20 protein-coding genes and 2 pseudogenes are annotated in these 20,412 nt (G+C 70.4%); 14 read left to right on the top strand and 8 right to left on the bottom strand.

Features of this window, described 5'->3' with window-relative positions:
- The first annotated feature begins 46 nt into the window (after window positions 1–46).
- Window positions 47–970 (top strand): NAD(P)-dependent oxidoreductase, encoded by a 924-nt coding sequence (locus ABZ016_RS18195; protein ID WP_356917633.1) that lies wholly within the window; start codon window positions 47–49, stop codon window positions 968–970.
- 159 nt (window positions 971–1,129) lie between these two features.
- Here ABZ016_RS18195 and ABZ016_RS18200 read toward each other — a convergent pair whose 3' ends face one another.
- A complete protein-coding gene (locus tag ABZ016_RS18200; protein ID WP_356917634.1) occupies window positions 1,130–1,570 on the bottom strand; it encodes an SPW repeat protein in 441 nt (146 codons plus the stop codon).
- A 228-nt stretch (window positions 1,571–1,798) separates the two neighbouring features.
- Here ABZ016_RS18200 and ABZ016_RS18205 point away from each other — a divergent pair, with 228 nt between their 5' ends.
- From ABZ016_RS18205 to ABZ016_RS18220, 4 genes are all read left to right on the top strand, one after another.
- Entirely contained in the window at window positions 1,799–1,975 is a 177-nt protein-coding gene (locus ABZ016_RS18205; protein ID WP_356917635.1) for a hypothetical protein, read from the top strand.
- 127 nt (window positions 1,976–2,102) lie between these two features.
- Entirely contained in the window at window positions 2,103–2,180 is a 78-nt protein-coding gene (locus ABZ016_RS18210; protein WP_356917717.1) for a putative leader peptide, read from the top strand.
- Window positions 2,181–2,370: 190 nt separating this feature from the next.
- Complete coding sequence (gene ssuE, locus ABZ016_RS18215; protein ID WP_356917636.1) at window positions 2,371–2,925, top strand: NADPH-dependent FMN reductase; 555 nt, start codon at window positions 2,371–2,373, stop codon at window positions 2,923–2,925.
- A gap of 81 nt (window positions 2,926–3,006) precedes the next feature.
- The gene (locus ABZ016_RS18220; protein ID WP_356917637.1) at window positions 3,007–4,206 is read left to right on the top strand and encodes a serine hydrolase domain-containing protein; all 1,200 of its coding nucleotides are present in this window, start codon (window positions 3,007–3,009) and stop codon (window positions 4,204–4,206) included.
- 21 nt (window positions 4,207–4,227) lie between these two features.
- On the opposite strand, the gene ABZ016_RS18225 is transcribed toward ABZ016_RS18220, so the two are convergent.
- Window positions 4,228–5,277 (bottom strand): acyl-CoA dehydrogenase family protein, encoded by a 1,050-nt coding sequence (locus ABZ016_RS18225; protein WP_356917638.1) that lies wholly within the window; start codon window positions 5,275–5,277, stop codon window positions 4,228–4,230.
- 107 nt (window positions 5,278–5,384) lie between these two features.
- On the opposite strand from ABZ016_RS18225, the gene ABZ016_RS18230 reads away from it, so the two are divergent.
- Both ABZ016_RS18230 and ABZ016_RS18235 read left to right on the top strand, forming a co-directional pair.
- On the top strand, window positions 5,385–5,735 hold the full coding sequence (locus tag ABZ016_RS18230) for a YciI family protein (protein ID WP_356917639.1): 351 nt from the start codon (window positions 5,385–5,387) through the stop codon (window positions 5,733–5,735).
- Window positions 5,735–6,967 carry an RNA polymerase sigma factor gene (locus tag ABZ016_RS18235; RefSeq protein WP_356917640.1) on the top strand — a complete coding sequence of 411 codons (1,233 nt, stop codon included), beginning with the start codon at window positions 5,735–5,737 and terminating at the stop codon, window positions 6,965–6,967. The genes ABZ016_RS18230 and ABZ016_RS18235 overlap by 1 nt, the downstream gene beginning before the upstream one ends.
- On the opposite strand, the gene ABZ016_RS18240 is transcribed toward ABZ016_RS18235, so the two are convergent.
- Window positions 6,942–8,045, bottom strand: coding sequence for a substrate-binding domain-containing protein (locus ABZ016_RS18240; protein ID WP_356917718.1), 1,104 nt, complete (start codon window positions 8,043–8,045; stop codon window positions 6,942–6,944). The genes ABZ016_RS18235 and ABZ016_RS18240 overlap by 26 nt on opposite strands.
- A gap of 79 nt (window positions 8,046–8,124) precedes the next feature.
- Here ABZ016_RS18240 and ABZ016_RS18245 point away from each other — a divergent pair, with 79 nt between their 5' ends.
- The 5 genes and pseudogenes from ABZ016_RS18245 to ABZ016_RS18265 form a co-directional block, all read left to right on the top strand.
- Complete coding sequence (locus ABZ016_RS18245; protein ID WP_356917641.1) at window positions 8,125–8,562, top strand: MarR family transcriptional regulator; 438 nt, start codon at window positions 8,125–8,127, stop codon at window positions 8,560–8,562.
- Window positions 8,563–8,747: 185 nt separating this feature from the next.
- Window positions 8,748–9,638, top strand: a complete 891-nt coding sequence (locus tag ABZ016_RS18250; protein WP_356917642.1) for a glycoside hydrolase family 19 protein — start codon at window positions 8,748–8,750, stop codon at window positions 9,636–9,638.
- Window positions 9,639–9,704: 66 nt separating this feature from the next.
- Window positions 9,705–11,066, top strand: a complete 1,362-nt coding sequence (locus ABZ016_RS18255; RefSeq protein ID WP_356917643.1) for a PI-PLC domain-containing protein — start codon at window positions 9,705–9,707, stop codon at window positions 11,064–11,066.
- 42 nt (window positions 11,067–11,108) lie between these two features.
- Window positions 11,109–12,011: an aldo/keto reductase gene (locus tag ABZ016_RS18260; RefSeq protein ID WP_356917644.1), complete on the top strand. Its 903-nt coding sequence runs from the start codon at window positions 11,109–11,111 to the stop codon at window positions 12,009–12,011.
- 24 nt (window positions 12,012–12,035) lie between these two features.
- A pseudogene (locus tag ABZ016_RS18265) lies at window positions 12,036–12,575 on the top strand (nitrate reductase subunit alpha); the annotation flags it as partial.
- A 69-nt stretch (window positions 12,576–12,644) separates the two neighbouring features.
- Here ABZ016_RS18265 and ABZ016_RS18270 read toward each other — a convergent pair.
- The 3 genes and pseudogenes from ABZ016_RS18270 to ABZ016_RS18280 form a co-directional block, all read right to left on the bottom strand.
- Window positions 12,645–13,196, bottom strand: a complete 552-nt coding sequence (locus tag ABZ016_RS18270) for a DinB family protein (RefSeq protein ID WP_356917645.1) — start codon at window positions 13,194–13,196, stop codon at window positions 12,645–12,647.
- An 86-nt stretch (window positions 13,197–13,282) separates the two neighbouring features.
- Window positions 13,283–14,461: an AAA family ATPase gene (locus tag ABZ016_RS18275; protein ID WP_356917646.1), complete on the bottom strand. Its 1,179-nt coding sequence runs from the start codon at window positions 14,459–14,461 to the stop codon at window positions 13,283–13,285.
- Between the two features lie 201 nt (window positions 14,462–14,662).
- A pseudogene (locus ABZ016_RS18280) lies at window positions 14,663–15,154 on the bottom strand (IS110 family transposase); the annotation flags it as partial.
- Between the two features lie 459 nt (window positions 15,155–15,613).
- Here ABZ016_RS18280 and ABZ016_RS18285 point away from each other — a divergent pair.
- The gene (locus ABZ016_RS18285) at window positions 15,614–16,942 is read left to right on the top strand and encodes a hypothetical protein (protein WP_356917647.1); all 1,329 of its coding nucleotides are present in this window, start codon (window positions 15,614–15,616) and stop codon (window positions 16,940–16,942) included.
- A 1,305-nt stretch (window positions 16,943–18,247) separates the two neighbouring features.
- On the top strand, window positions 18,248–18,589 hold the full coding sequence (locus tag ABZ016_RS18290) for an STAS domain-containing protein (protein ID WP_356917648.1): 342 nt from the start codon (window positions 18,248–18,250) through the stop codon (window positions 18,587–18,589).
- A 153-nt stretch (window positions 18,590–18,742) separates the two neighbouring features.
- Here the strand turns inward: ABZ016_RS18290 and ABZ016_RS18295 are convergent, their stop codons facing one another.
- Together ABZ016_RS18295 and ABZ016_RS18300 are read right to left on the bottom strand one after the other, a co-directional pair.
- Window positions 18,743–19,423, bottom strand: coding sequence for an SDR family NAD(P)-dependent oxidoreductase (locus ABZ016_RS18295; RefSeq protein WP_356917649.1), 681 nt, complete (start codon window positions 19,421–19,423; stop codon window positions 18,743–18,745).
- Window positions 19,424–19,450: 27 nt separating this feature from the next.
- Window positions 19,451–20,389: an NADP-dependent oxidoreductase gene (locus ABZ016_RS18300; RefSeq protein ID WP_356917650.1), complete on the bottom strand. Its 939-nt coding sequence runs from the start codon at window positions 20,387–20,389 to the stop codon at window positions 19,451–19,453.
- Window positions 20,390–20,412: the final 23 nt, after the last annotated feature.

The raw sequence follows: 20,412 nt of genomic DNA on the forward strand, positions 1-20,412 counted from the left end.
GCCGCCCTGATGTCACATCCCCGCCCGCCCGATCCGTCGCATTCTCATGACGACGAACCAGAAGAACCAGAGCATTCTCCTCGCCGGCGCGAGCGGAGTCCTCGGCCGGCACGTCACCCACGCCCTGACCGAGGCGGGCCACAAGGTCACCGGGCTCGGCCGGGGCCCGGACAACGGCGTCCGCGCCGACCTCACGGACCGCGACGCCCTGCTGCGCGCCGTCGACGGGCACCACTTCGACACCGTGATCCACGCCGCGACGGCCCTGCGCAAGCCCCCCGTGCGCGACCGCGACATGTACGCGACCGACGTGCTGCGCACCGAGGGCACGGCCCACCTCGTCGAGGCCGCCCGGCTCACCGGTGCCCGACGCCTCGTCGTGGAGTCGATGGTCTTCGGCTACGGCTTCGGGGACCACGGCGACCGCCCGCTCACCGAGGACGACCCGTTCGGCCCGCGCGGCAGGACACCGCGGCTGGAGCGGCACATCGCGGCCATGCGGACCAAGGAGCGGCTCGCCTTCGCATCGGAGGGGCTGGAGGGCGTCGCGCTCCGCTTCGGCCTGTTCTACGGCCCCGGCGGTACCGATGCGCTGCTGCCCCTGCTGCGGAAGCGGCAACTGCCCATGCCCGCCGACCACGGGCGGGTGCTGCCGTGGGTGGAGCTCACCGACGCCGCCCGCGCCGTGGTCGCCGCCGTGGAACACGGGCGGCCGGGGCGGGCGTACAACATCGCGGACCGCACACCGCTCGGCTTCCGCGCCCATGTCGAGAGCGTTGCCGTGGCCTTCGGGCTGCCGAAACCGATGACCGTACCCCTGTGGCTGATGAAACCCATGTCGTACGCGCACACGGTGATGGCGTCACGGCTCCGGGTCTCCTGCGCCCGGGCGGAGCACGAACTGGGCTGGACGCCGCGGTACCCGTCCAGCAGAGAGGGGCTGGACGCGATGCTGTCGGCCGGCCGCTGACACACCGGCCCCGCCGGTCGACAAGGCCGACGACAAGACTCCGGTGTGCCGGGCCACCGGGCCACGGCACACCGGATGCTGGATGCTGGGTTTCTCTCCGTCGCGCACGTCCGCGGACGGGTCCTCAGCTCCCTTCCGGCGGAGTTCCTTCAGCGGGGTCTAGGGCCTCGGTGTGGCTTTCGCCGCCGTGCCGGCGCACACCAGCCCCAGGATCACGGCCAGTGCGCCGATGACGACGTTGTTCCACACGACACCGGCGTCCGGGCTGTCGCCGACGATCCAGGGCGCGATGATCATCCACACCCCGAGGGCGCACATGGCCCAGCTCAGGCCGTACATGCGCTCGGGAGCGCGCGTGAACCCGAGCGCCAGCAGGCCGATCGCGATCCCCATGATCAGGTTGTGGGTGACGAGCGGCGGCTGGCTGGTCGTGTAGTGGACTATCCACGGGGAGGCGGCGCAGTACAGACCGAGCAGGAACACCGGTCCGTCCACGAGCGCCACATCACGACCACCGAGCATGCGGGCGTACCGGGCCCGCATTTCGGAGGCATCAGGGTGGCTGGCTATGTCACCACTGGTGGGCGAGACGTTGGCCATGACTCGTCTCCTTCGTCTTACAGGGCGACCGCGTCTGGTGGGGTATGCGGTAAGCGCCGCGTAAGCTCATTCTGCTCTTATTTTCCCTTTATGTGTAGAGGTCGGTGGGGGCTGTGGTGTCATACCGGGCGGTACATGTCCGGGCGGATCGGGGGCAGCCGGATGTGTACGACAGTGACCGATCGGCGCCGCCCCGGCGGGCGGTCCGGGACAGGGAGGGCAGCGGACGTGTCAGCGGCCACGAGCGCGAAGGTGTTGGAGCGGTTTCCGGCGGGAGCGCCGCGGGGATCGTGGCCGGCGGAGGAGTACGCGGCACGCCGCCGCGCGGAGGGCGAGCCCGCCACCGTCGTGATGGACCTGGAATCGGACGCGTTCCTCGTGGTGGTGCCGACGGACGACGACTGAACACAACTGCCGGGGCACCCGGGGGACTCCGGGCACCCCTTCCCGAAATGCCTGGTCCGGGATACGAGATGAGCCGCGGATCGCTTGACGGCCCTCATTCGTCACTGCCACGATCGGTGGCATGACCATGCGACTGGACCTCACGCGGCGACGCCACGTCGACCTCGCACGCGTCTCCAGCGCTTTCTGTCGCGCCGCAGCCTGAGTCTCCCGGCTCGCCGCTTCTCCACACCGCCGTACAGGCCCTCGGTCGAAACCCGCTTCACCGACGAACCGTCAAGTGCGGTGTCTTTCCCTCACGCCTGAATCCGGCGTCGTGTCATGCCCCTCCACCAGCGCCCTCCCGGATTCGGTGCTGCCCCGCGCAGTCGCGCCTCTCCCGGAAAAGAGAACACATGGCCACCGTCCTGTCCGTCTCCGGAAGCCCTTCCGCCTCCTCCCGCACCGGCCGACTGCTGCGCCACCTGGACGAACGACTCGTCGCCCAGGGCCACGACGTGATCCCGCTCGACGTCCGCACCATCCCGGCCGATGCCCTGCTCGGCGCGGACTTCCGGCACCCCGCCATCGTCGAGGCCACCGAGTTGTTCGCGCGTGCCGACGGCGTCGTCATCGGCACCCCCGTCTACAAGGCGTCCTACTCCGGCGTCCTCAAGGCCCTGCTGGATCTGCTCCCGCAGTACGCCCTCACCGGCAAGACCGTGCTGCCCCTCGCCACCGGGGGAAGCATCGCCCACGTCCTGGCCATCGACTACGCCCTGCGTCCCGTGCTCACCTCCATGGGCGCGGCCCACACGGTGCAGGGCTGGTTCACCCTCGACAAGGATCTCACCGTGCACGACGACGGCTCCCTGACCGTCGCACCGTCCGCCGCCGAGGCACTCACCCAGGTCGTGGACCGGTTCTCCACGGCACTCGGCCGCACCCCGCTCCTGGCCGTGGCGAGCTGACGATCAACCGCGGGGCCCGCCTTCGGCGTCCTCGGCACCGGGGGCAGGCGTTGCCCCTCGGTGACCAGGAGGCGCACATCCATGAAGCAGCGGACCGCACGCACTGTCTCGTCAGCACTGGCCATGGCGTTGACCGCCGCCGGAGCCGCACTGGCCCCGGCGGCACAGGCGGCACAGCAGGGACACGGCCATGAGGCGACCAGAGCCGCGCTGCACGACGTCGTCGCCAAGGGCGGACTCCCCGGAGTGGCGGCGAAGGCCCGCGACCGCAGAGGCACTTGGTTCGCGGCGTCCGGCTACGCGGACACCGCCACGAAACGGGAGCGTTCGGCCGCCGACCATTTCCGCGGCGCCAGCATCACCAAGACGTTCGTGGCGACCGTCCTGCTCCAACTGGAGGCGGAGGGCAGACTGAGCCTGGACGACACCGTCGAGACGTGGCTGCCCGGTTTGCTGCGCGGCAACGGCTACGACGGCGACGAGGTCACCCTGCGTCAGCTCCTCAACCACACCAGCGGCATAGCCAACTACACCGACGACCCGGCGTTCCACCACGAGGCCGCAGGCCCCGGCTTCCCGGAACACCGGTACGACACGCACACGCCCGAAGAACTCGTGGCGGTCGCCCTGAAGCACCCGCCACTGCCCGACCCGCGGACGGCACCGTCGTACTCGAACACCAACTTCGTCATCGCCGGCATGGTCATCGAGAAGGCGACGGGCCGCTCGTACGCGCAGGAGATCACCCGCCGTATCGTCCGGCCGCTGAAGCTGCGCGGCACGTCCTTCCCGGGTGCGGCGCCGCGGATGCCGAAGCCGCACCCCGTCGGCTACTCCCGGCTCCACCAGGAGACGCCCGACGCCGAGATCCACGACGCCACCGAACAGAACATGACCTGGCTGGGCGCGGCGGGTGACGTCATCTCCACCAGCGGCGACCTCAACCGCTTCCAGCGGGCCCTGATCAAGGGCGAGTTACTGCCCCGGGCGCAGATGCGGGAGATGCTCGACGAGGTCCCGGCCGGGGGCGGGCTCGGGTACGGACTCGGCGTCGAGTTCGCCGAGCTGTCCTGCGGTGTCCGGGTGGTGGGCAAGAGCGGCCGTACCAACGGCTCCCTGTCCGCCATGGTCGGCACCCCGGACGGGGAACACCAGCTGACGTTCAACATCAACGGCGACTGGCTCCCGGACCCCTCGCTCTACACCGACGTGATCGAAGCCGAGTTCTGCGGAAAGGTCCCGTCCCGCGCCGACCGCCCGGCGCTGCCCCCCATCGACTAGCGGGGACCGCCGGAAGCTCGGCTAACCGGTGGCCAGCGCGTCGAGGTGCGTCCGGCGTGCCTCGGCCGTCTGCCCCTGCACCAGCAGGAACATCCCCTCGCGTGCCAGCCGCTGGGCCCGGCTGTCCAGGGCCATGGACCGGCCGCCCCCGGACACGATCGCCGCGGTCGTGGCAGCGCGCAGCACGTCCTGCGCCCTGGTCTTCACCGCCAGACGGGCCGGCACGGACTCGTGCGGAACGGGATGGTCGGCCAGGGCATAGGCCTCACGCCGGACCTCGTCGAGCCGGGCTCGCAGCGACCGGGCCGGCCCCTCACCGTCAGGGCTCCGCGCCACCAGGTCCAGCGCCGCCTCCGCCACTCCGAACACGGCCGGACTGGCGTTGGCGGCCCTGGGCAGGTCGACCAGGGCGAACTCCTCCCGCGGGGTGCGCAGCACGACGGCCTCCTCCGGCACCCACAGGCCGTCCAGGTGCAGGGAGACCGTCCGGGCGGCGCCGAGGGCCGCGAGCCGCATCGGCGCCGACGGGCGCATCCCCGGCTGCTCACGGGCCTCGGCGACGACGAACACCACCTCGGCCGTGTCCGTCACACCCGCCAGCAGCAACACGTCGTTCAGGCCCCAGCCCGTGTACCACGGCACCCTGCCCTCGAAGCGCCAGCCGCCCCGCTCCGGCACGGCCCGGACGGGAACGCGGGGGAAGGCACGGACATGGGCGTACGCGATACCGGCCAGCGACTCGCCGGTCGCCAGCGGGCGCAACAGCTTCTCCCGGACCGGTGAGTCGTAGGTGGCGATCAGCTTCACCGGTGTGTGGTGCTGTGTCTGCACGAACCACGTGGAGCAGCACGCCCCCGCCAGGATCTCCGCGGTCTCCCGCGCCACGGCGACGGGCGCGTCCGCCCCGCCGTAGTCCCGGGGCGCGCCCACCCCGAGCAGCCCCGACCGCTTCACCGCCTCTAGGTGGCTCGCCGGCACGCCCTCCTGGTCGACGCGCTCGGCGTACGGGACGAGGAGGTCGCGCGCCAGCCGCCGTGCGGAGGTGACGAGGGGATGGGGCGTGGTGGTCATGAGGGAAATTCTCGCGGTCCCGCGGCGCGGGTTGTCGATCCGGGGGCGTGTCGTTCGTGTAGGAGGTGCAAGGACACCCGGACGACCAGAGGCCGAGGAGACCCGTGATGAAGTACTACCTGCTCAGCGTGATGCAACCGGTCGGCGACCCGCCCGCCCCCGAGGCCCTCGAGGAGATCGGCGAGAACCTCGACGCCTTCCACCGGGAACTGCGGGAGGCGGGCGCGTGGGTCTTCGCCGGAGGGCTGCACGGCCCGGAGTCCGCCACCGTGCTGCGGCCCGGCGACGGCGACGTCCTGATCACCGACGGGCCGTACGCCGAGGGCAAGGAGATGCTCGGCGGTATCTGCCTGGTCAAGGCACCCGATCTGGACGCCGCTCTGGAATGGGGGCGCAAGGCGGCCCTGGCCACCACCCTGCCGATCGAGGTGCGCCCCTTCATGGGAGACGCCGACTGATGGATGTGGATGTCGAGGCGGTCTTCCGCGCGGAGTACGGGCGCGCGGTCGCCGTCCTCGTCCGCTTCCTCGGCGACATCGACCTCGCCGAGGAAGCGGTCCAGGACGCCTTCACCACGGCGGTCCGGCGCTGGCCGGAGACCGGCGTGCCCCCGAGCCCGGCCGGGTGGATCATCACCACCGCCCGCAACCGGGCCGTCGACCGCCTGCGCCGCGAGTCGTCCCGGCCCGCCCGGCACGCCGAGGCGGCCCTGCTGCACGCCCCCGACGCACCGCCCGAGGAGGGCCCCGTGCGCGACGACCGGCTCCGCCTGATCTTCACCTGCTGCCACCCCGCGCTCGCCCTCCGGTCCCGGGTCGCCCTGACCCTCAGACTCCTCGGCGGCCTCACCACGGCGCAGATCGCCCGTGCCTTCCTGGTGCCGGAGCCGACGATGGCGCAGCGGCTGGTCCGCGCGAAGGCGAAGATCCGCGACGCCGGCATCCCGTACCGGGTGCCCCGCGACGCCGACCTGCCCGACCGGCTCGGCGGAGTCCTGGCCGTCGTCTACCTGATCTTCAACCAGGGGTACGAGGGCTCGCCCGAGCTGTGCGCGGAAGCACTGCGGCTCGGGCGGCTGCTCACCGCGCTCATGCCGGACGAACCCGAGGCGACCGGCCTGCTCGCGCTGATGCTCCTGGTCGAGTCACGCCGCGACGCCCGCGAGAGCGACCGCGGTGAACTGGTGCCGCTGCCCGAGCAGGACCGGACCCGCTGGGACCGCGATCTGATCGCCGAGGGACAGGCACTCGTCCGCCGCTGCCTGCGCCGGAACCGGCCCGGGCCCTACCAGTGCCAGGCCGCCGTCCAGGCCGTGCACAGCGACGCGCCCAGCGCGGAAGCCACCGACTGGGCCCAGATCCGGCAGCTGTACGACCAGCTCATGGTGATCACCCCCAGCCCGGTCGTGGCGCTGAACCGGGCCGTCGCCGTGGCCGAGACCGACGGCCCGGGGCCGGCCCTCGTCCTGGTGGACGCCCTCGGCCTCGACGGCTACCACGTCTTCCACGCCGTCCGCGCCGATCTGCTGCGCCGCCTGGGCCGGGACACCGAGGCCGTCCGGGCCTACGAGAAGGCTGCCGCGCTCGCCGAGAATCCGGCGGAACGTGCTTTCCTCGACAGCCGCAGGAGGGCGCTCACCCGGCGACGCGGACCGGACGAGCCGGTCAGAGGCGCGGATCCAGCTCCGTGAGCACGTCGAAGTCGAGCCCGTCGGCCCGTGCCAGGTAGATCCGCTGCCGCACATGCGCGTCCCGCAGGTGCAGCAGCCCGCGCGGGCCCTCGTACGAGACCGCGCCCGCCGCTGCCCCGATCGCCGTCACCTCCAGTGTCCCGGCCCTCCTCAACAGTGCGGCCAGCAGCAGCACGCCCTCGTAGCAGGACTCGCCCAGGCTGCCGACGGAGGGCGCCTCGAGGCCGAAGCGGGCCGCGTACCGGCCGTGGAAGTCGAGGGCGTCCCGGTTGGCCAGCGAGGCGAAGAAACCGGCCGTGCTGTAGAGGTCCTCGGTGGCCGCCGGGCCGCTCGCCATCAGCATGTTCTCGTCCATCAGCGTGCTGAGCCGCAGACAGCGCGCGTGCAGGCCGTGCGTGGCGAAGGCCCGGTTGAAGCGCACCGCGTCGCTGCCGACGAGCAGCATCAGCACCCCGTCGGCGTCCGCATGCTCGATGCGCCGCAGCACCGGCTCGAAGTCGTGGGTGCCGAGCGGGAGATAGGCCTCGCCGGCGACGCACCCGCCCGACGCGTGCGCGTACCCGCGGGCCGCCCGGGCCGTACGCCGGGGCCACACGTAGTCGTTGCCCACCACGAACCACCGCCGCACCCGGCGCTCGCGCGCCAGCAGGTCCATCGCGGGCCACAGTTGGTCGCGCGGGGTCTCGCTGGTCAGGAAGACACCCGCGGTGTTCTCACCGCCCTCGTACAGCGCGGTGTACACGTACGGGACTCGGTGCGCGATCCTCGGCGCCACCGCCCGGCGCACCGAGGAGATGTGCCAGCCCGTGACGCCCTGGACGACGCCCAGGTCCACCAGCTCCTCGACGTGGGCGGCGACCTCGTGCGGCGGCCCCGAGCCGTCGACCGGCACCAGCCGCAACTCCCTGCTGAGCACGCCGCCGTCCCGGTTGACCTCCTCGGCGGCCAGCCGCGCGCACAGCTCGCAGGTGGGCCCGAAGATCCCGGCCGGCCCCTGCAGGGGAAAGACGAGCGCCACGCCGAGCACGGAGTCGTCGGCCGTGTACCACTCGGGCGCGGAAAGGTCGTGCCGGAACATGGCGTCATGATTCCGGCTCGCCCGGACGAACTCCAGTGCGTCTCCTACGATGGACACCCCTCTTGAGCTAGGAGCAGGGATGCTTCCCCCAACGCCGCGTCGGCCCGACGACCTCGTGCATCTGCTGACGCGGGCCGAACGGCTCGCGGCGCGGCGGCTGCAAGCCGTGCTGGAGGGGGAGGGCTGCTCGCTCGACGCGTGGCGGGTGCTGTCCCTGCTGTCCGACGGCGAGGGCTACCACATGACGGCGATCGCCGAGGCCGCCCTCCTGCCGCCCCCGACGCTGACCAAGCTCATCGACCAGCTCGTCGACCAGAACCTCGTGCACCGCCGGGTCGACCCGTACGACCGCCGTCGCGTCCTCGCCCATCTCACCCCGCGCGGCCGGGAGTACTGGCAGCGTGTCGACCACGCGGTCCGCGCCGGCCGGCCGGCTCTCGGCGACGGCGACGACCGCCTGTTGCGGTCCCTGCTGGCCCGGCTGGCGGCGGCGCTGGAGGAACAGGCGCACGTCTGAGGCAGCCGTCGTACGGATGACTGGTCTACACCCTTGACTGGTACAGACCAAAGCGGTTGAGTGTGCCTCCACACCCCCACCACGGCCGCCCCCACGTGTGACCGGTCCACCGGTGCGCGCGGTCAAGGCTCTGCTCCGCCCTGCCCTTGTCGGGTGCGGCCGTGCTCCGCGAAGGAGTTGATCCCGTGTCGAGACGCCGTGTCTCCGCCGTCCTGGCCACCCTCGTCCTCGCGGGCACCGCGCCCGTGCTCCTGCCCGCCTCCAGCGCCTCCGCCGCCGCGTGCTCCAGCTACCCGAGCTGGGTGGCGGGGAAGTCGTACGCCGCCGGCGACATCGTCCGCTACACCGACGGCAAGGCGTACATCGCCGAGCACGCCAACCCGGGCTACGACCCGACCATCAGCACCTGGTACTGGGAGCCGTACGCCTGCGACAGCGGTCCGGGCACGCCCAACGGGCGGTTCGTGGTGACCGAGGCGCAGTTCAACCAGATGTTCCCGAACCGGAATTCCTTCTACACCTACAGCGGCCTCACCGCGGCCCTGAGCGCCTACCCCGGCTTCGCGGGCACCGGCAGCGACACGGTGAAGAAGCAGGAGGCCGCGGCCTTCCTCGCCAACGTCGGTCACGAGACCGGCGGTCTGGTGCACGTGGTGGAGCAGAACACCGCCAACTACCCGCACTACTGCGACTGGGGCCGGCCCTACGGCTGTCCGGCCGGCCAGGCCGCCTACTACGGGCGGGGCCCGATCCAGCTCAGCTGGAACTTCAACTACAAGGCCGCGGGCGACGCGCTCGGCATCGACCTGCTCAACAACCCCTGGCTGGTGCAGAACGACGCCGCCGTGGCCTGGAAGACGGCCCTGTGGTACTGGAACACCCAGACCGGTCCCGGCAGCATGACGCCCCACAACGCCATGGTCAACGGTGCCGGCTTCGGCCAGACCATCCGCAGCATCAACGGCTCCCTGGAGTGCGACGGCAAGAACCCGGCGCAGGTGCAGAGCCGCGTCAGCAACTACCAGCGGTTCACACAGATCCTCGGGACGTCCCCCGGCGGCAACCTCTACTGCTGAGGCCGCGGGCGTGGTGTCATGCGGGATGTCATGCACCTGACCTACGTCGGATGAAGGGCACCTCCCATGCGCACCCCCCACGTCCTGCTCGCCACGACCGTCGCGCTGGCCGCCGCGGTCGTGGCACCCCAGCCCGCCGCCGCGGCCGTTCCGGCGCCGGGCACGTACTACGTCCAGAGCGCCACGACCGGGCTCAACGCGGCCGACAGCGGTGGAGCCGTCGAGCAGCACAGACCCCGCGGCAACGAGGACCGCCAGCAGTGGCGGCTGAAGCCGGACGGGGTCTCCCACCTCCTGGAGAACACCGAGGTGCCGGGCCACTGCCTCGGCCGCAGCGGCGACCAGGCCGCGACCGTCGCCTGTACGAGTGCCGACGCCGCCTGGGAGATCACCCCGGCCGGGGACGACCGGTACACGCTCAAGGCCCCGGGCACCACGCGTCACCTGACGGTGGCTCCCCAGCCGTCCGGCTCCACCTACCCGGCCCGGCTCACGGTCGGCGGGGCAGGTGATCTCGCCGCCTGGTACCTCACCCCCGTCGACCCCGCCACCGCCCCCATGCCGCCCGAGGACCGGCGCACCCTGGACCAGGTCACGTTCCTCACCACGCACAACGCGTACGCCAACGGCGTCGACGGCGGCTTCGCCCCGCCCTTCGTCAACCTCGTGCCCAACCAGACCCGCGGCATCGAGCGGCAACTCGCAGACGGTGTCCGCGGATTCATGCTGGACATCCACCAGACCCCGGACGGCGCGATCCTCTGCCACAACAGCTGCACCCTCGTCAGCAGGCCCGTCGCCCTCTGGGTCGACCTCCAGCGCATGGTCGACTTCCTCGAGGCCCACCCCGACCAGTTCGTCACCGTCTTCCTGGAGGACTACGTCGACCCGGGCGTCCTGCGCGCCGAACTCGCCCGCGTCGACGGCCTGTCGGACGTGCTCTACCGGCCCGACCGCACCGGCGTCCGGCAGAACGGCTGGCCGGCCATGGCCGATTTGATCGCCGCGAACGACCGGCTCCTGATCTTCACCGACCACAGCCGCTCGGCCGACCAGGCCGCGGGCCTGACCAGGGACGGCTTCGGCGTCATGTACCAGCGCGAATGGACCGTCGAGAACTACTGGTCCATGGGTTCCGGCATCGGCTCCTCCGACTGGTCCTGCTACAGCCGTTGGTACGACGCCGGTACCAACATCCCGCTGACCCGCACCGAACCCGGATTCCGCCCGCTGTTCGTCATGAACCACTTCCGTGACGTCCCGATCGCCGGAACGGCCGGCACGGACAACAGCAAACTCGCCGACCGGGCCCGGCGGTTCTGCCAGCCAGCCGCCCGGAAGAAGCCCACCTTCCTCGCCGTGGACCACTACGACCTCGGCAGCCCGGCCTCCGCCGTCGCCACCCTCAACTCGTACATGTATCCGTAAAACGGCTACGCCGGTCCGTGCGCCGCGTGTGAGACTCCGCCGATGAGCTCACAGACGATCACCGCGGACACCGCGGGCACCTGGAAACTCGGCGACCTGCCCGTCCACCGCCTCGGCTTCGGCGCGATGCGGCTGACGGGCAGCGCTGCCTTCCACCACGGCACACCAGGTGACCGCGACCGGTCGATCGCCGTCCTGCGCACGGCGATCGACCTCGGCGTGAACCACATCGACACGGCCGCCTTCTACTTCTCGTCGCTGCGCTCCGCCAACGAACTCATCAACAGCGCGCTGGCGCCGTACCCGGACGACCTGGTGATCGTGACCAAGGTGGGCCCGTACCGGGCGTACTCGGGGGAGTGGGGCACCTCGGCCCGCCCCGAGGACCTGCGCGGGCACGTCGAGGAGAACCTGCGGCAGCTCGGCCGGGACCACCTCGATGTGGTCAACCTGCGCCGGATGCCGAAGTACGACTCGATCGCCGAGCACTTCGGTGCCCTCGCGGAACTGCGCGAGGCGGGTCTCATCCGGCACCTGGGCATCTCCAACGTCGAGCCCCGCCACCTGGCCGAGGCGCAGGCCGTCGCTCCGGTGGTCTGTGTGCAGAATCGGTACGCCATCGACCGTCCGGACCCCGCCACCGACGAACTGCTGCGGATCTGCGGTGAACAGGGCATCGCCTTCGTGCCGTTCTACGCGATCGCCGGCGAGAGCGGGGAGCACGGCGCCACCACCGCCCACGACGAGGAGGTACGCGCCGTGGCCAGGGCCCACGGTGCGAGTCCCGCGCAGATCCGCATCGCCTGGACCCTGCACCAGGGCCCACACGTCCTCGCCATACCGGGCACGGGCAACCCGGACCACCTCGTGGAGAACGTGGCGGCGGGTGGGATCCGCCTCACCGGTGAGGAGCTGAGACGGCTGGGTGCGTCGCGGCGCGGCTGAAAGCTGAAAGGCGGCCCCAGCCGGCGGGCAGTGTTCCGAACCGGCCAACCGGTCAACAGCCAACCGTACACGGACCGTTGGGCACGCGGCCGGGTCGTGCGCTCTACTCACGGAGTCAACTGCACCGGGTCGTGTTCGTGGCAGGTGTACGTCAAGGACGGTCTGATCACCTGGGAGACACAGGCGACGGACAACCCCTCGGCCGGCCCGGACCGGCCGGACTACGAGCCACGGGGCTGCCCGCGCGGTGCGTCGTTCTCCTGGTACACGTACTCGCCCACGTGGGTGCGCTGTCCGCATGCGCGGGGTGTGCTCGTGGAAATGTTCCGGGGCGCCAAACGCCGGCTCGGCGGAGATCCGGTCCTGGCATGGGAGGAGATCACCGGAGACCGGATCGCCGGCTTCTCGCCCATCCCGGCGATGTCGATGGCCTCGCACGCGGTCGGGGCGCGCTTCCACTCGCTCATCGGCGCGCCGATGCCGTCGTTCTACGACTGGTACGCGGACCTGCCGGTCGCCTCGCCGCAGGTGTTCGGAGACCAGACGGACGTGCCCGAGTCGGGCCACGGGAACTCGCCGTCATCAGGGGTGAGCATGATGAAGGCTGACCATCCCTCCACGACGTACTTCAATTCACCTCGGCGGGTCCTCGCCTGTGAGCCCGTCGACCAATTCACGGATGAGGTCGGCGTGACCGGCGTGGCGTGCGTACTCCTCGATGAGGTCAAGGAGAATGCGGCGGAGGTTGGGGCGTTCACCCCTACGGGTGACGTAGGCGCCGAGCTGGTCCAGCCCGCCCGTGTTGAGCGCCTTGTCGACGATGACACGGGAACGGGCGACTGATTCCTGCCAGAGAGCGCGCAGTTGCTCGGGGGTGTCCTCCGCAGCGGAGCGGTAGTCCCAGTCGGGGGTGCTGTCCCAGTCGACGCTGTCCCAGGGAGCCCCGACGGGGGAGCCGAGCCACAGCCGGGCGAAGTGACTGTCTTCTACGTGCGCCAGGTGCTTGAGAAGGCCGCCCAGAGTGACGGTGGACGTGCCGAGCGTGGCGCGAAGGCCGGAGGCGTCCAGGCCGGAGCACTTCCAGGCCAGGGTAGCCCGCTGGCGTTCGAGGGCGCCGAGTATGGCTGCTGCCTCGGTGCCGGCGAGTGGAGGTTCCGGCCAAGCTTCGGTTGTGCTCTCAGTCATGGCCGCAGAGATTAGCGAACGGAGTTGACAGTGCAACCGACGGGTGAACCGCAACCAACCGAACAACAAGATCCGCCGGACAGTCCTTAGGTGACTAGCTCTGACAAGACGGCATCGGCGGTGATCGCGTCGGCTACCTGTTCGACGGTATGTCCGTCGGTGTCGATGCGCAGATCACCGATCCCGGCATCTTCCAGGCCGGCGGCCGATGCCACCGCCTGGTCGGCGACATGGAGCAGGCGTGTGACGGACTGCCCCCGCAACGGGTCGCCCGGTTGGGCCCAACTGCCGCCTTGTCCGCGGGACATGATGCGTTCCGTCAGGTGCTGCCGTCCGGCGTGCAGTCGGCACAGCGTGAGCTCGGCTGCAGGCAGCGCCTCAGCGTACGCCTTGACCGTGGCCTCGTCCTCGACCGGGCCGGACATGATCAAGCACTGGGCGCCGGCCGCACGGTAAGTCCGCCATACGGCGGCCAGGTTGCGGGCCTTGAGCCGGTGGTTGGCGGGATCATTCCGAACCGGGCGGCAGAAGCCGAGCTGGTCGAGATCGAGATACGCGGCGGTGGCACCAGTGCCCAGGACTCTTTGGTAGACCTCAAAGCCGACCGTCGACTTGCCGACGCCGGTCGCGCCGCAGAGCCACAGAACCGGAAGATCGGCGGAAGGCTCCGCCTGTGCCGAGGCTGAGCTGCTGCCCGCAGCGGTGACCGCCGACGGCTCGAGCGCGTCAGCTGACCGGCCAAGAGCCGAGGCCGGCCATCCGCCGGTTCGCTCCCCGACGCCCCGCGCCACCTCGTTCACCAGCAATCCGCTGCTGTCGACGCAGGCATCCGCGAAGGTGCTCGCGTCCAGGGCGTCGGCTTCCCGCAGTACCTCGTCGACCAGCTCGGCAGGACCTCCGCGACCGGTGAACCGCTGCCGAAGCACCTCCCGGTCGGCACGCAGGCGGCAGACCGTCACCGCGGCCTGCGGAATCTGGTCGAAATGCACTCCGCAGGCGGGATCGACCACACCCGAAACCATGAGACACCGGGCGCCGGCCGCCCGGAAACCGGCCACCACCGCATCAACGTTGCGTGCCTTCATTCGGTGCCGCCCTGGATCCCCAGCAGGCTCGGGGTAGCAGATCCCCAACTGGTCAATGTCAACGAAACCGCACTCGATCCCGGCTCGTACGAAGTGGGAGTACATCTCCCAGGCGACCGTGGTCTTACCGACTCCTGGCGGACCGCAGAGCCACAGCACGGGGAACACAGCGTCCCTCACCAGCTTGCCGCCAGATCCGGGCGACGCGCCGTGAGCTCCGGAAGCGCGGGTTCGATGGCAGCGACCATGGCCCCGGATTGTCTCCATCGCGCACGTGCTTGTCGACAGATTTTGGCGCGCTGGCGGAACGTGCCCACGAGGATCAGGAACTTCCCAATGCCGTTGTCAAGCCGCTGCGGCAGCGGCAGGTGCCCCTTGGGCGCGTTCGAGTGCGGGGAAGATCTCCAGCAGCTGGGCCCGGAGCCGGTTGATCTGCCGCGTGCGGTCGCAGACCAGGTCGGTGCGGCGGGCGGTGAGGAGGCGTAAGTCGACAGCCACTTCGTCACCGGGCCGGAGGATGCCGAGGTCGCGGCGCATCCGGGCCTGGTCGGCGATGATGTGTGCGTCCTTCGCGTCCGTCTTACCCTGGCCCCGGTAGGCGGCGGAGGCGTGGTGCACGCTCAGGCCCGGCAGGTAGACCATCGGCTGGCCGTGGTTGAGCAGCAGACCGATGACCAAGGCGCCGCCGCCGCGGTTGATATCGACGGCCCAGAGCACGTCCTGGGAGAGGGCCAGGACGTCGGTGATCAGTTCCAGGAGTTGGGCTTCGTCGTTAGGGACCCGCCGGGAGAGAAGCCGCTCGCCCTTCTCGTCGATCACCACGCAGTGGTGGTGTTGCTTGCCGATGTCTAACCCGGACCAGATCTCGGGCACGGTCACCTCCGCCAGCTCGTCGTCACGTTCACCCTGCAGACGACCTCGCCGGCACTGTCCTACGAAGCGATCAAGTCGCGTATCCCAATCAGCGGTCGAGTCGTCGCGGGCTCCGGGCGGCCAAGTTTCTGGAGCCATCCCGCGGCGACAGGCACTGAGCCATACCCGGAGCCCCGGGCCCACCGATCGTACGAATGACCGGCCCGAGCCCGTCCCTGAAACGTAGGACACGCACTGAGCTTGCTCTTCAATGGTCCGAGTGGGACCAAGCGGGCACGCCGGCGTCACAGTGCCTGGAACTGCTTTCAGGACGTGCGGCATTGCCTGCTTGTTCACAGCCAGACAGCCTGCGTTGCGCGTGACCGTTTTCCGCTCTTGCCCAGTGCGTGCGGCCTGCCGGTTGTCAGTGGTGCGTCCTACTGTCCTTTTGCTGGGTCTCACGCAGAGAGGTGGTAGTGGGTGGCCAATATCGTCTGGCACACGAAGTTGCGGATCTTTTTGGACCTGACCCGGGATGATCTGGGGCATTCGGAGTTTCCGGATCTGTGGGAGACCGTCTATCGCACCGACCGGCTGTATGCGGCGCGGGGCGTGCCGGTTGCCGAGCGGGATCTGCAGTGCGGTGGCGTGTGCCAGGAGGCCGGGGTGGAAGCCTGGCTGCACCTGCGGCTGCGTGCGGGACGCCGCGAAGCCGTCCATGAGAAGGCCGAGGACGAGGACCGCCACAACGTGCCCATGAGCGACGAGCACAAGGCGTACCAAGAACGTATTCTGCGGGTCGCGCAGGAGGACGGTTTCCGGGCCGACAGCGAGGTCCGCACCCGTGTGGGCCGCAGCTGGATCCAGACCGACACCCTCGTCGAAGGCGACGGCGGACGCCGCATCGGCTGGGAGGTACAGCTGTCGTCCGCAGGCATGCACGGGCCCCGCAGCGTCCGCGCCCGCGCGGCAAGGGCCGAGAAGAACGGCATCACTCCCGCCTGGCACACCGACCGATCCGACTACGCGCGCCGCAACGACACGCACTGGACCCGCAGCAACAACCTGCCGGCCTACGTCATCGCCAAGAACGGCGACCTGCGCGTCGTCTCCGGCTTCCGTGCCCTGGACTTCTGGCACTGCGACATCCACGCCGTGTATCCCTGCCCCAACGGTGTGCGCCGGTGCGGCCGCTTCCACGCCACACCCAAACCACGCGACGTCCTGTTCGACGACCTGGTGCGCCGGACTGCGGCCGGCACCATCGTGCCGGTGCAGTTCCGTGTCGGTGCTACGACGCACCGCTTCTGGGTCACCGACGCCGACCGTGACCGCCTCGAAGATCTCCGCAGCGACGACACCCAGCTGCCGCCCGCCCAGGAGCCCAACCCGCCTGCTCGCGCCAGCCGTAACCGGCCAACCTGCAAGCCGTCCCTTCCCACCGCGGACACTCCGGCCCCCGGCCCGACGCTCCCCGACGCCCAGATCCCGGCCCAGCCAGCACCCGTAGAGGAGCAGACGGCCTCGGTTCAGCCCGCAGCCGCCACCCGCCCCACGCTGCACTCGAGCGGTCTGCCCACTGAGCTCGTGGAGTTGCAGCAGACAGCCGACGACGCGAGCGCGCAACTGGAACAGCTCACCGACCACCAGGAGCGCGACCGGCAGCGCCGGGTGTGGCGCGCTGCTGCTGTAACGGTCCAGGCTGCCGTGACCCAGTACGCGAGGTCGAAGGGTCTCAATCGATACGAAGTGGAGAAACAGCTTCGCCAGGTCGTTCGGCACCCCCGGACGCAGCAGGGAACACCGTGATCTCCGAGGCCTGACTCGATCCACCCCTGTCGGGCTGGGGACCGCCGCCCCTCGTGACGGTCACTCAACCGTCGCGTTCGGCAGTCACCCACGACGCCCGCGTCCGCGCCTCACCCTCGCAGTACACGGACCCTCGGCCGCGGCCGGGCAGCTGCTCGCCCAACTCCGCGAAGACACCCGCAGCACCTGAGCGCCGGCCTTCGAGGCTCCTCGGGCCGTCGTGCGCCACAGCCGTGTTGAGGCCCGGGGGGCTCGGGCGCAGGGGTCATGCGCGAAGTTCGCCGCCGCTCTGGAGGCCATCTCCTGGGCCGACAGCAGTTCGTCGTCGAAGGGATTTGACGGCGGATGAACTGTGCGAGTCCCAGCGAGCTGCCGCGTGCCCGCAGCGGGACCAGGAGCATGGAGTGCAGGCTCGAGGCGCCCGGGGCGGGTTCATGGCCGTCGACATCGCCGGCGGACGTCGTCGGCGGTGACGCGGCGCCGGAGGGGCTGTCCAGTGGCCCGTGCGCGTGCCGGCTCTGAGCCTTCCGGATAGGTGTGCGGCTGCCCGGTGTCGGGTGCCGGGTCAGGACAGCTGTCCAACTGGTCCTCGCGACAGACGACGCCCGCGTAGGGGGTGGGCGAGGCCGCGTGCAGGCTCCTGGCGTCGAGTGGACACGCCGACGCCGCCCGCGTCCTGCACGCCCGCGGCTGGACCACCACCGACACCACGCCAGCCGTCCAGCACCCCGAGGACGATGAATGCGTCGCCGTGCTCGTCCTGGACAACCCTGAGGCGCCGGCTGCGGCTTTGGTGTGGTCCGAGCGGCACGGCTGGCGCACCGCGCCCTCCCGCCGTCACCCGCTCGGCCGGGGCGCAGCCGGGCCGGCCCCGGCGTGCGACACCTCGCCACCGGCACCACCCCGACACCGCCGACCTCGTGAACGCCCTCGACAGCACTAGCCGACCAGGAGACGCTCCGCCATGCGAACCCAGCTTCCCGACTGCGGCTTTCCCTCGACGGTCCGCCCGACGTCTACGCTTCGTCGATCACCGCCACTCAAAACCTGATCACCTGGACCGACGCAACAGCCCCCTACGTGCCAGACGCCGCGCCACCCAGCGCCAAAAGGCACGGTAAAGAAGCTGTTTCCGATCCTTCAAGCCGTCTGGCGATGACCGGACGCCGCGACATACGGTGCAAATGGGGACGAGATGGCATGATCCACAGCTGCCCGCAGCAGCGCCCATGCCACTTCATCCGGCCCATGGTCGACTACCCGTCATCTGACTCTCAGTGGGTACTGGAGCCTAAGGAGGAGGCCATGGACCGCTTCGTCCTTGGATCGTGGGACCTACGACTGACCATCAACCCGGCGCGCTCCGCCGACGGCGACACCCTGACACTGGCCGTCGCCGGTGAACTCGACGTCGCCAGCGTTGGAGCCCTCTGCGACACCGCGGTCGACTACGTCGAGTCCGGCGTCCGCCGCCTGTTCCTCGACCTGACCAAGGTCACCTTCTGCGACACCGGCAGCCTCTACATGCTTCTCGGCCTCCAGCACGCTCTGCACGCCGCCAACGGGAACCTCACGGTCGCAGCCGTCAGCAACCCCATCGAACAAACCCTCACAACCAACGAACTCAACAACCTGCTAAGGCTCTGAGAGCAACCACATCCAGGCGGCTCGCCGCCTCACAGGCGAGCCACCATCTCCTGGCGCGACCCGACATCGCCGTATCAAATTCGCTGCGATGTGTCGGCTTTATGTCAGTGAGGTTGTGTCAGTCCGTACGGATTCGTTGACAGAAGGGGGCGGTCAGGCGTTGAAGACGGCTTCGGAGCGGTCGCGGTTTTCGTGCAGGTCCCAATAGATGGGGGCGATCTGCTCGGGCGTGGCTCTAGGGAAGCCCTCCGGGCCGCCGTCGCCGATCCAGACGTTGATGGCTACGTGGGCGGCGTGCACCCCGCTGCCGGCCAGCTCCTTGCCCAGGTTGATCACCCAGTTGCGCAGGGCCGCGCCGGCGGCGTTGACGTTGCCGAGCATGGGGATGGGATCCACCGAACCGCCGCCGCTTGTGAACAGCAGGGTGCCGGCGCCCGCCTCGCGCATCGCGGGCAGCACGGTGCGCGCGGCGGCCACGGCGCCGTAGAAGACGTATTCGATCTGCGGCTGAAGATTGTCCGCCGTGACCTCCGAGGGGGCGGCCAGAGTGAGACCGGGCATCGGGGAGTGCGCGGCCGGCGAGTACTCCAGTACGTCGATGCCGCCGAAGCGGGCCTTCACGGCGTCCAGGGCGGCGGTCAGGGAAGGCCGGTCCAGGACATCGGCGGTGAACGCCTCCGCGGTGATGCCTTCCTGGCCGAGTTGGCCGACCAGCGTCTGAAGCTTCTCCTTGGTGCGGGAGATCAGGGCGACACGGAAGCCGCGGCTGCCGAAGGTGCGGGCGATGGCCAGGCCCATACCGGGGCCGGCGCCGACGATGGCGATGGTGGGCACGGTGGTTTCTCTTTCGTTGGACGTGTGTCAGGAGCAGGAGACGGCGATCTTGCCCGGGGTACTGGCGCCGAAGGCGGTGAACGCCTCCGTGGCCTGCTCCAGCGGGTAGGTGGCGGTGACCGGCACGCGCAGTGCTCCAGAGGCGACCTGCGCGGCCAGCGAGGTCAGGATCGGGGCATCGGGGTTGGCCATGATCGAGTGGACGGTGACGTCCTGCCCCTTCACGTCGTCCTGGGTCAGCCCGGTGGCGGAGGCGAGCTGTCCGCCCGGCCGTAGCAGAGCGGCCAGCTGGGCGCCGTCGCCCGCCAGGTGCAGCACCGTGTCGACACCGTCCGGGGCGATCGCACGGACCTGCGCCTCCAGATCGGCGGTGAAGTCGACCACGTGGACCTCCGCGGCGGTCAGGCCGGTGACGAAGTCGGTCTGCGCGCCGGGGCGGGCGGTCGCGATCACCTTCGCGCCGCGGGCCGCGGCGAGCTGCACCGCCAGCGAACCCACCCCGCCGGCGGCCCCGGAGATCAGCACCGTCTCACCCTCGGCCAGGGTCACCGCGTCCAGGCTCACCAGAGCAGTGGCCCCGGCCACGCCCAGCGCGCCCGCGTCTTCCACCTTCAGGCCCGCGGGGATGCGGGCGACTCCGTGTCCGGCGGGCACGGTGACGTACTCGGCCAGCGAACCGGCGCCCAGGTACGGCTTCAGCACGACACCGAAGACCGCGTCGCCGACCGCGAAGCCGTCCACACCCTCGCCGAGCGCCTCGACGGTGCCCGCGAAGTCCTGGCCGAGGACCAGCGGGAACCGGTGCTCCATAAACCCCTGCGTGTAGCCGGCGGCGGTGGCGATGTCGATGCCGTTCAGCGAGGCGGCGGCCACCTTGACCAGCAGTTCCCCGGCCTGCGGGCGAGGAGTGTCCACATCGGTCACGGCAGGGGACGAGGGGACGGATTCGAGCGCGACAGCACGCATGACAACACCCTTTCAAATAAGTG

It is taken from the genome of Streptomyces sp. NPDC006372, from assembly GCF_040612515.1.
Taxonomy (GTDB): Bacteria; Actinomycetota; Actinomycetes; order Streptomycetales; family Streptomycetaceae; genus Streptomyces.

Excerpts from the sequence above, each read along its gene's own strand:
- ABZ016_RS18225 (WP_356917638.1), bottom strand. The coding sequence starts at position 5,277 with ATGACCACCACGCCCCATCCCCTCGTCACCTCCGCACGGCGGCTGGCG.
- ABZ016_RS18245 (WP_356917641.1), top strand. The coding sequence starts at position 8,125 with ATGCTTCCCCCAACGCCGCGTCGGCCCGACGACCTCGTGCATCTGCTG.
- ABZ016_RS18240 (WP_356917718.1), bottom strand. The coding sequence starts at position 8,045 with ATGTTCCGGCACGACCTTTCCGCGCCCGAGTGGTACACGGCCGACGAC.
- ABZ016_RS18270 (WP_356917645.1), bottom strand. The coding sequence starts at position 13,196 with ATGACTGAGAGCACAACCGAAGCTTGGCCGGAACCTCCACTCGCCGGC.
- ABZ016_RS18230 (WP_356917639.1), top strand. The coding sequence starts at position 5,385 with ATGAAGTACTACCTGCTCAGCGTGATGCAACCGGTCGGCGACCCGCCC.
- ABZ016_RS18300 (WP_356917650.1), bottom strand. The coding sequence starts at position 20,389 with ATGCGTGCTGTCGCGCTCGAATCCGTCCCCTCGTCCCCTGCCGTGACC.
- ABZ016_RS18290 (WP_356917648.1), top strand. The coding sequence starts at position 18,248 with ATGGACCGCTTCGTCCTTGGATCGTGGGACCTACGACTGACCATCAAC.
- ABZ016_RS18235 (WP_356917640.1), top strand. The coding sequence starts at position 5,735 with ATGGATGTGGATGTCGAGGCGGTCTTCCGCGCGGAGTACGGGCGCGCG.
- ssuE (WP_356917636.1), top strand. The coding sequence starts at position 2,371 with ATGGCCACCGTCCTGTCCGTCTCCGGAAGCCCTTCCGCCTCCTCCCGC.
- ABZ016_RS18195 (WP_356917633.1), top strand. The coding sequence starts at position 47 with ATGACGACGAACCAGAAGAACCAGAGCATTCTCCTCGCCGGCGCGAGC.
- ABZ016_RS18220 (WP_356917637.1), top strand. The coding sequence starts at position 3,007 with ATGAAGCAGCGGACCGCACGCACTGTCTCGTCAGCACTGGCCATGGCG.
- ABZ016_RS18260 (WP_356917644.1), top strand. The coding sequence starts at position 11,109 with ATGAGCTCACAGACGATCACCGCGGACACCGCGGGCACCTGGAAACTC.
- ABZ016_RS18255 (WP_356917643.1), top strand. The coding sequence starts at position 9,705 with ATGCGCACCCCCCACGTCCTGCTCGCCACGACCGTCGCGCTGGCCGCC.
- ABZ016_RS18210 (WP_356917717.1), top strand. The coding sequence starts at position 2,103 with ATGCGACTGGACCTCACGCGGCGACGCCACGTCGACCTCGCACGCGTC.
- ABZ016_RS18200 (WP_356917634.1), bottom strand. The coding sequence starts at position 1,570 with ATGGCCAACGTCTCGCCCACCAGTGGTGACATAGCCAGCCACCCTGAT.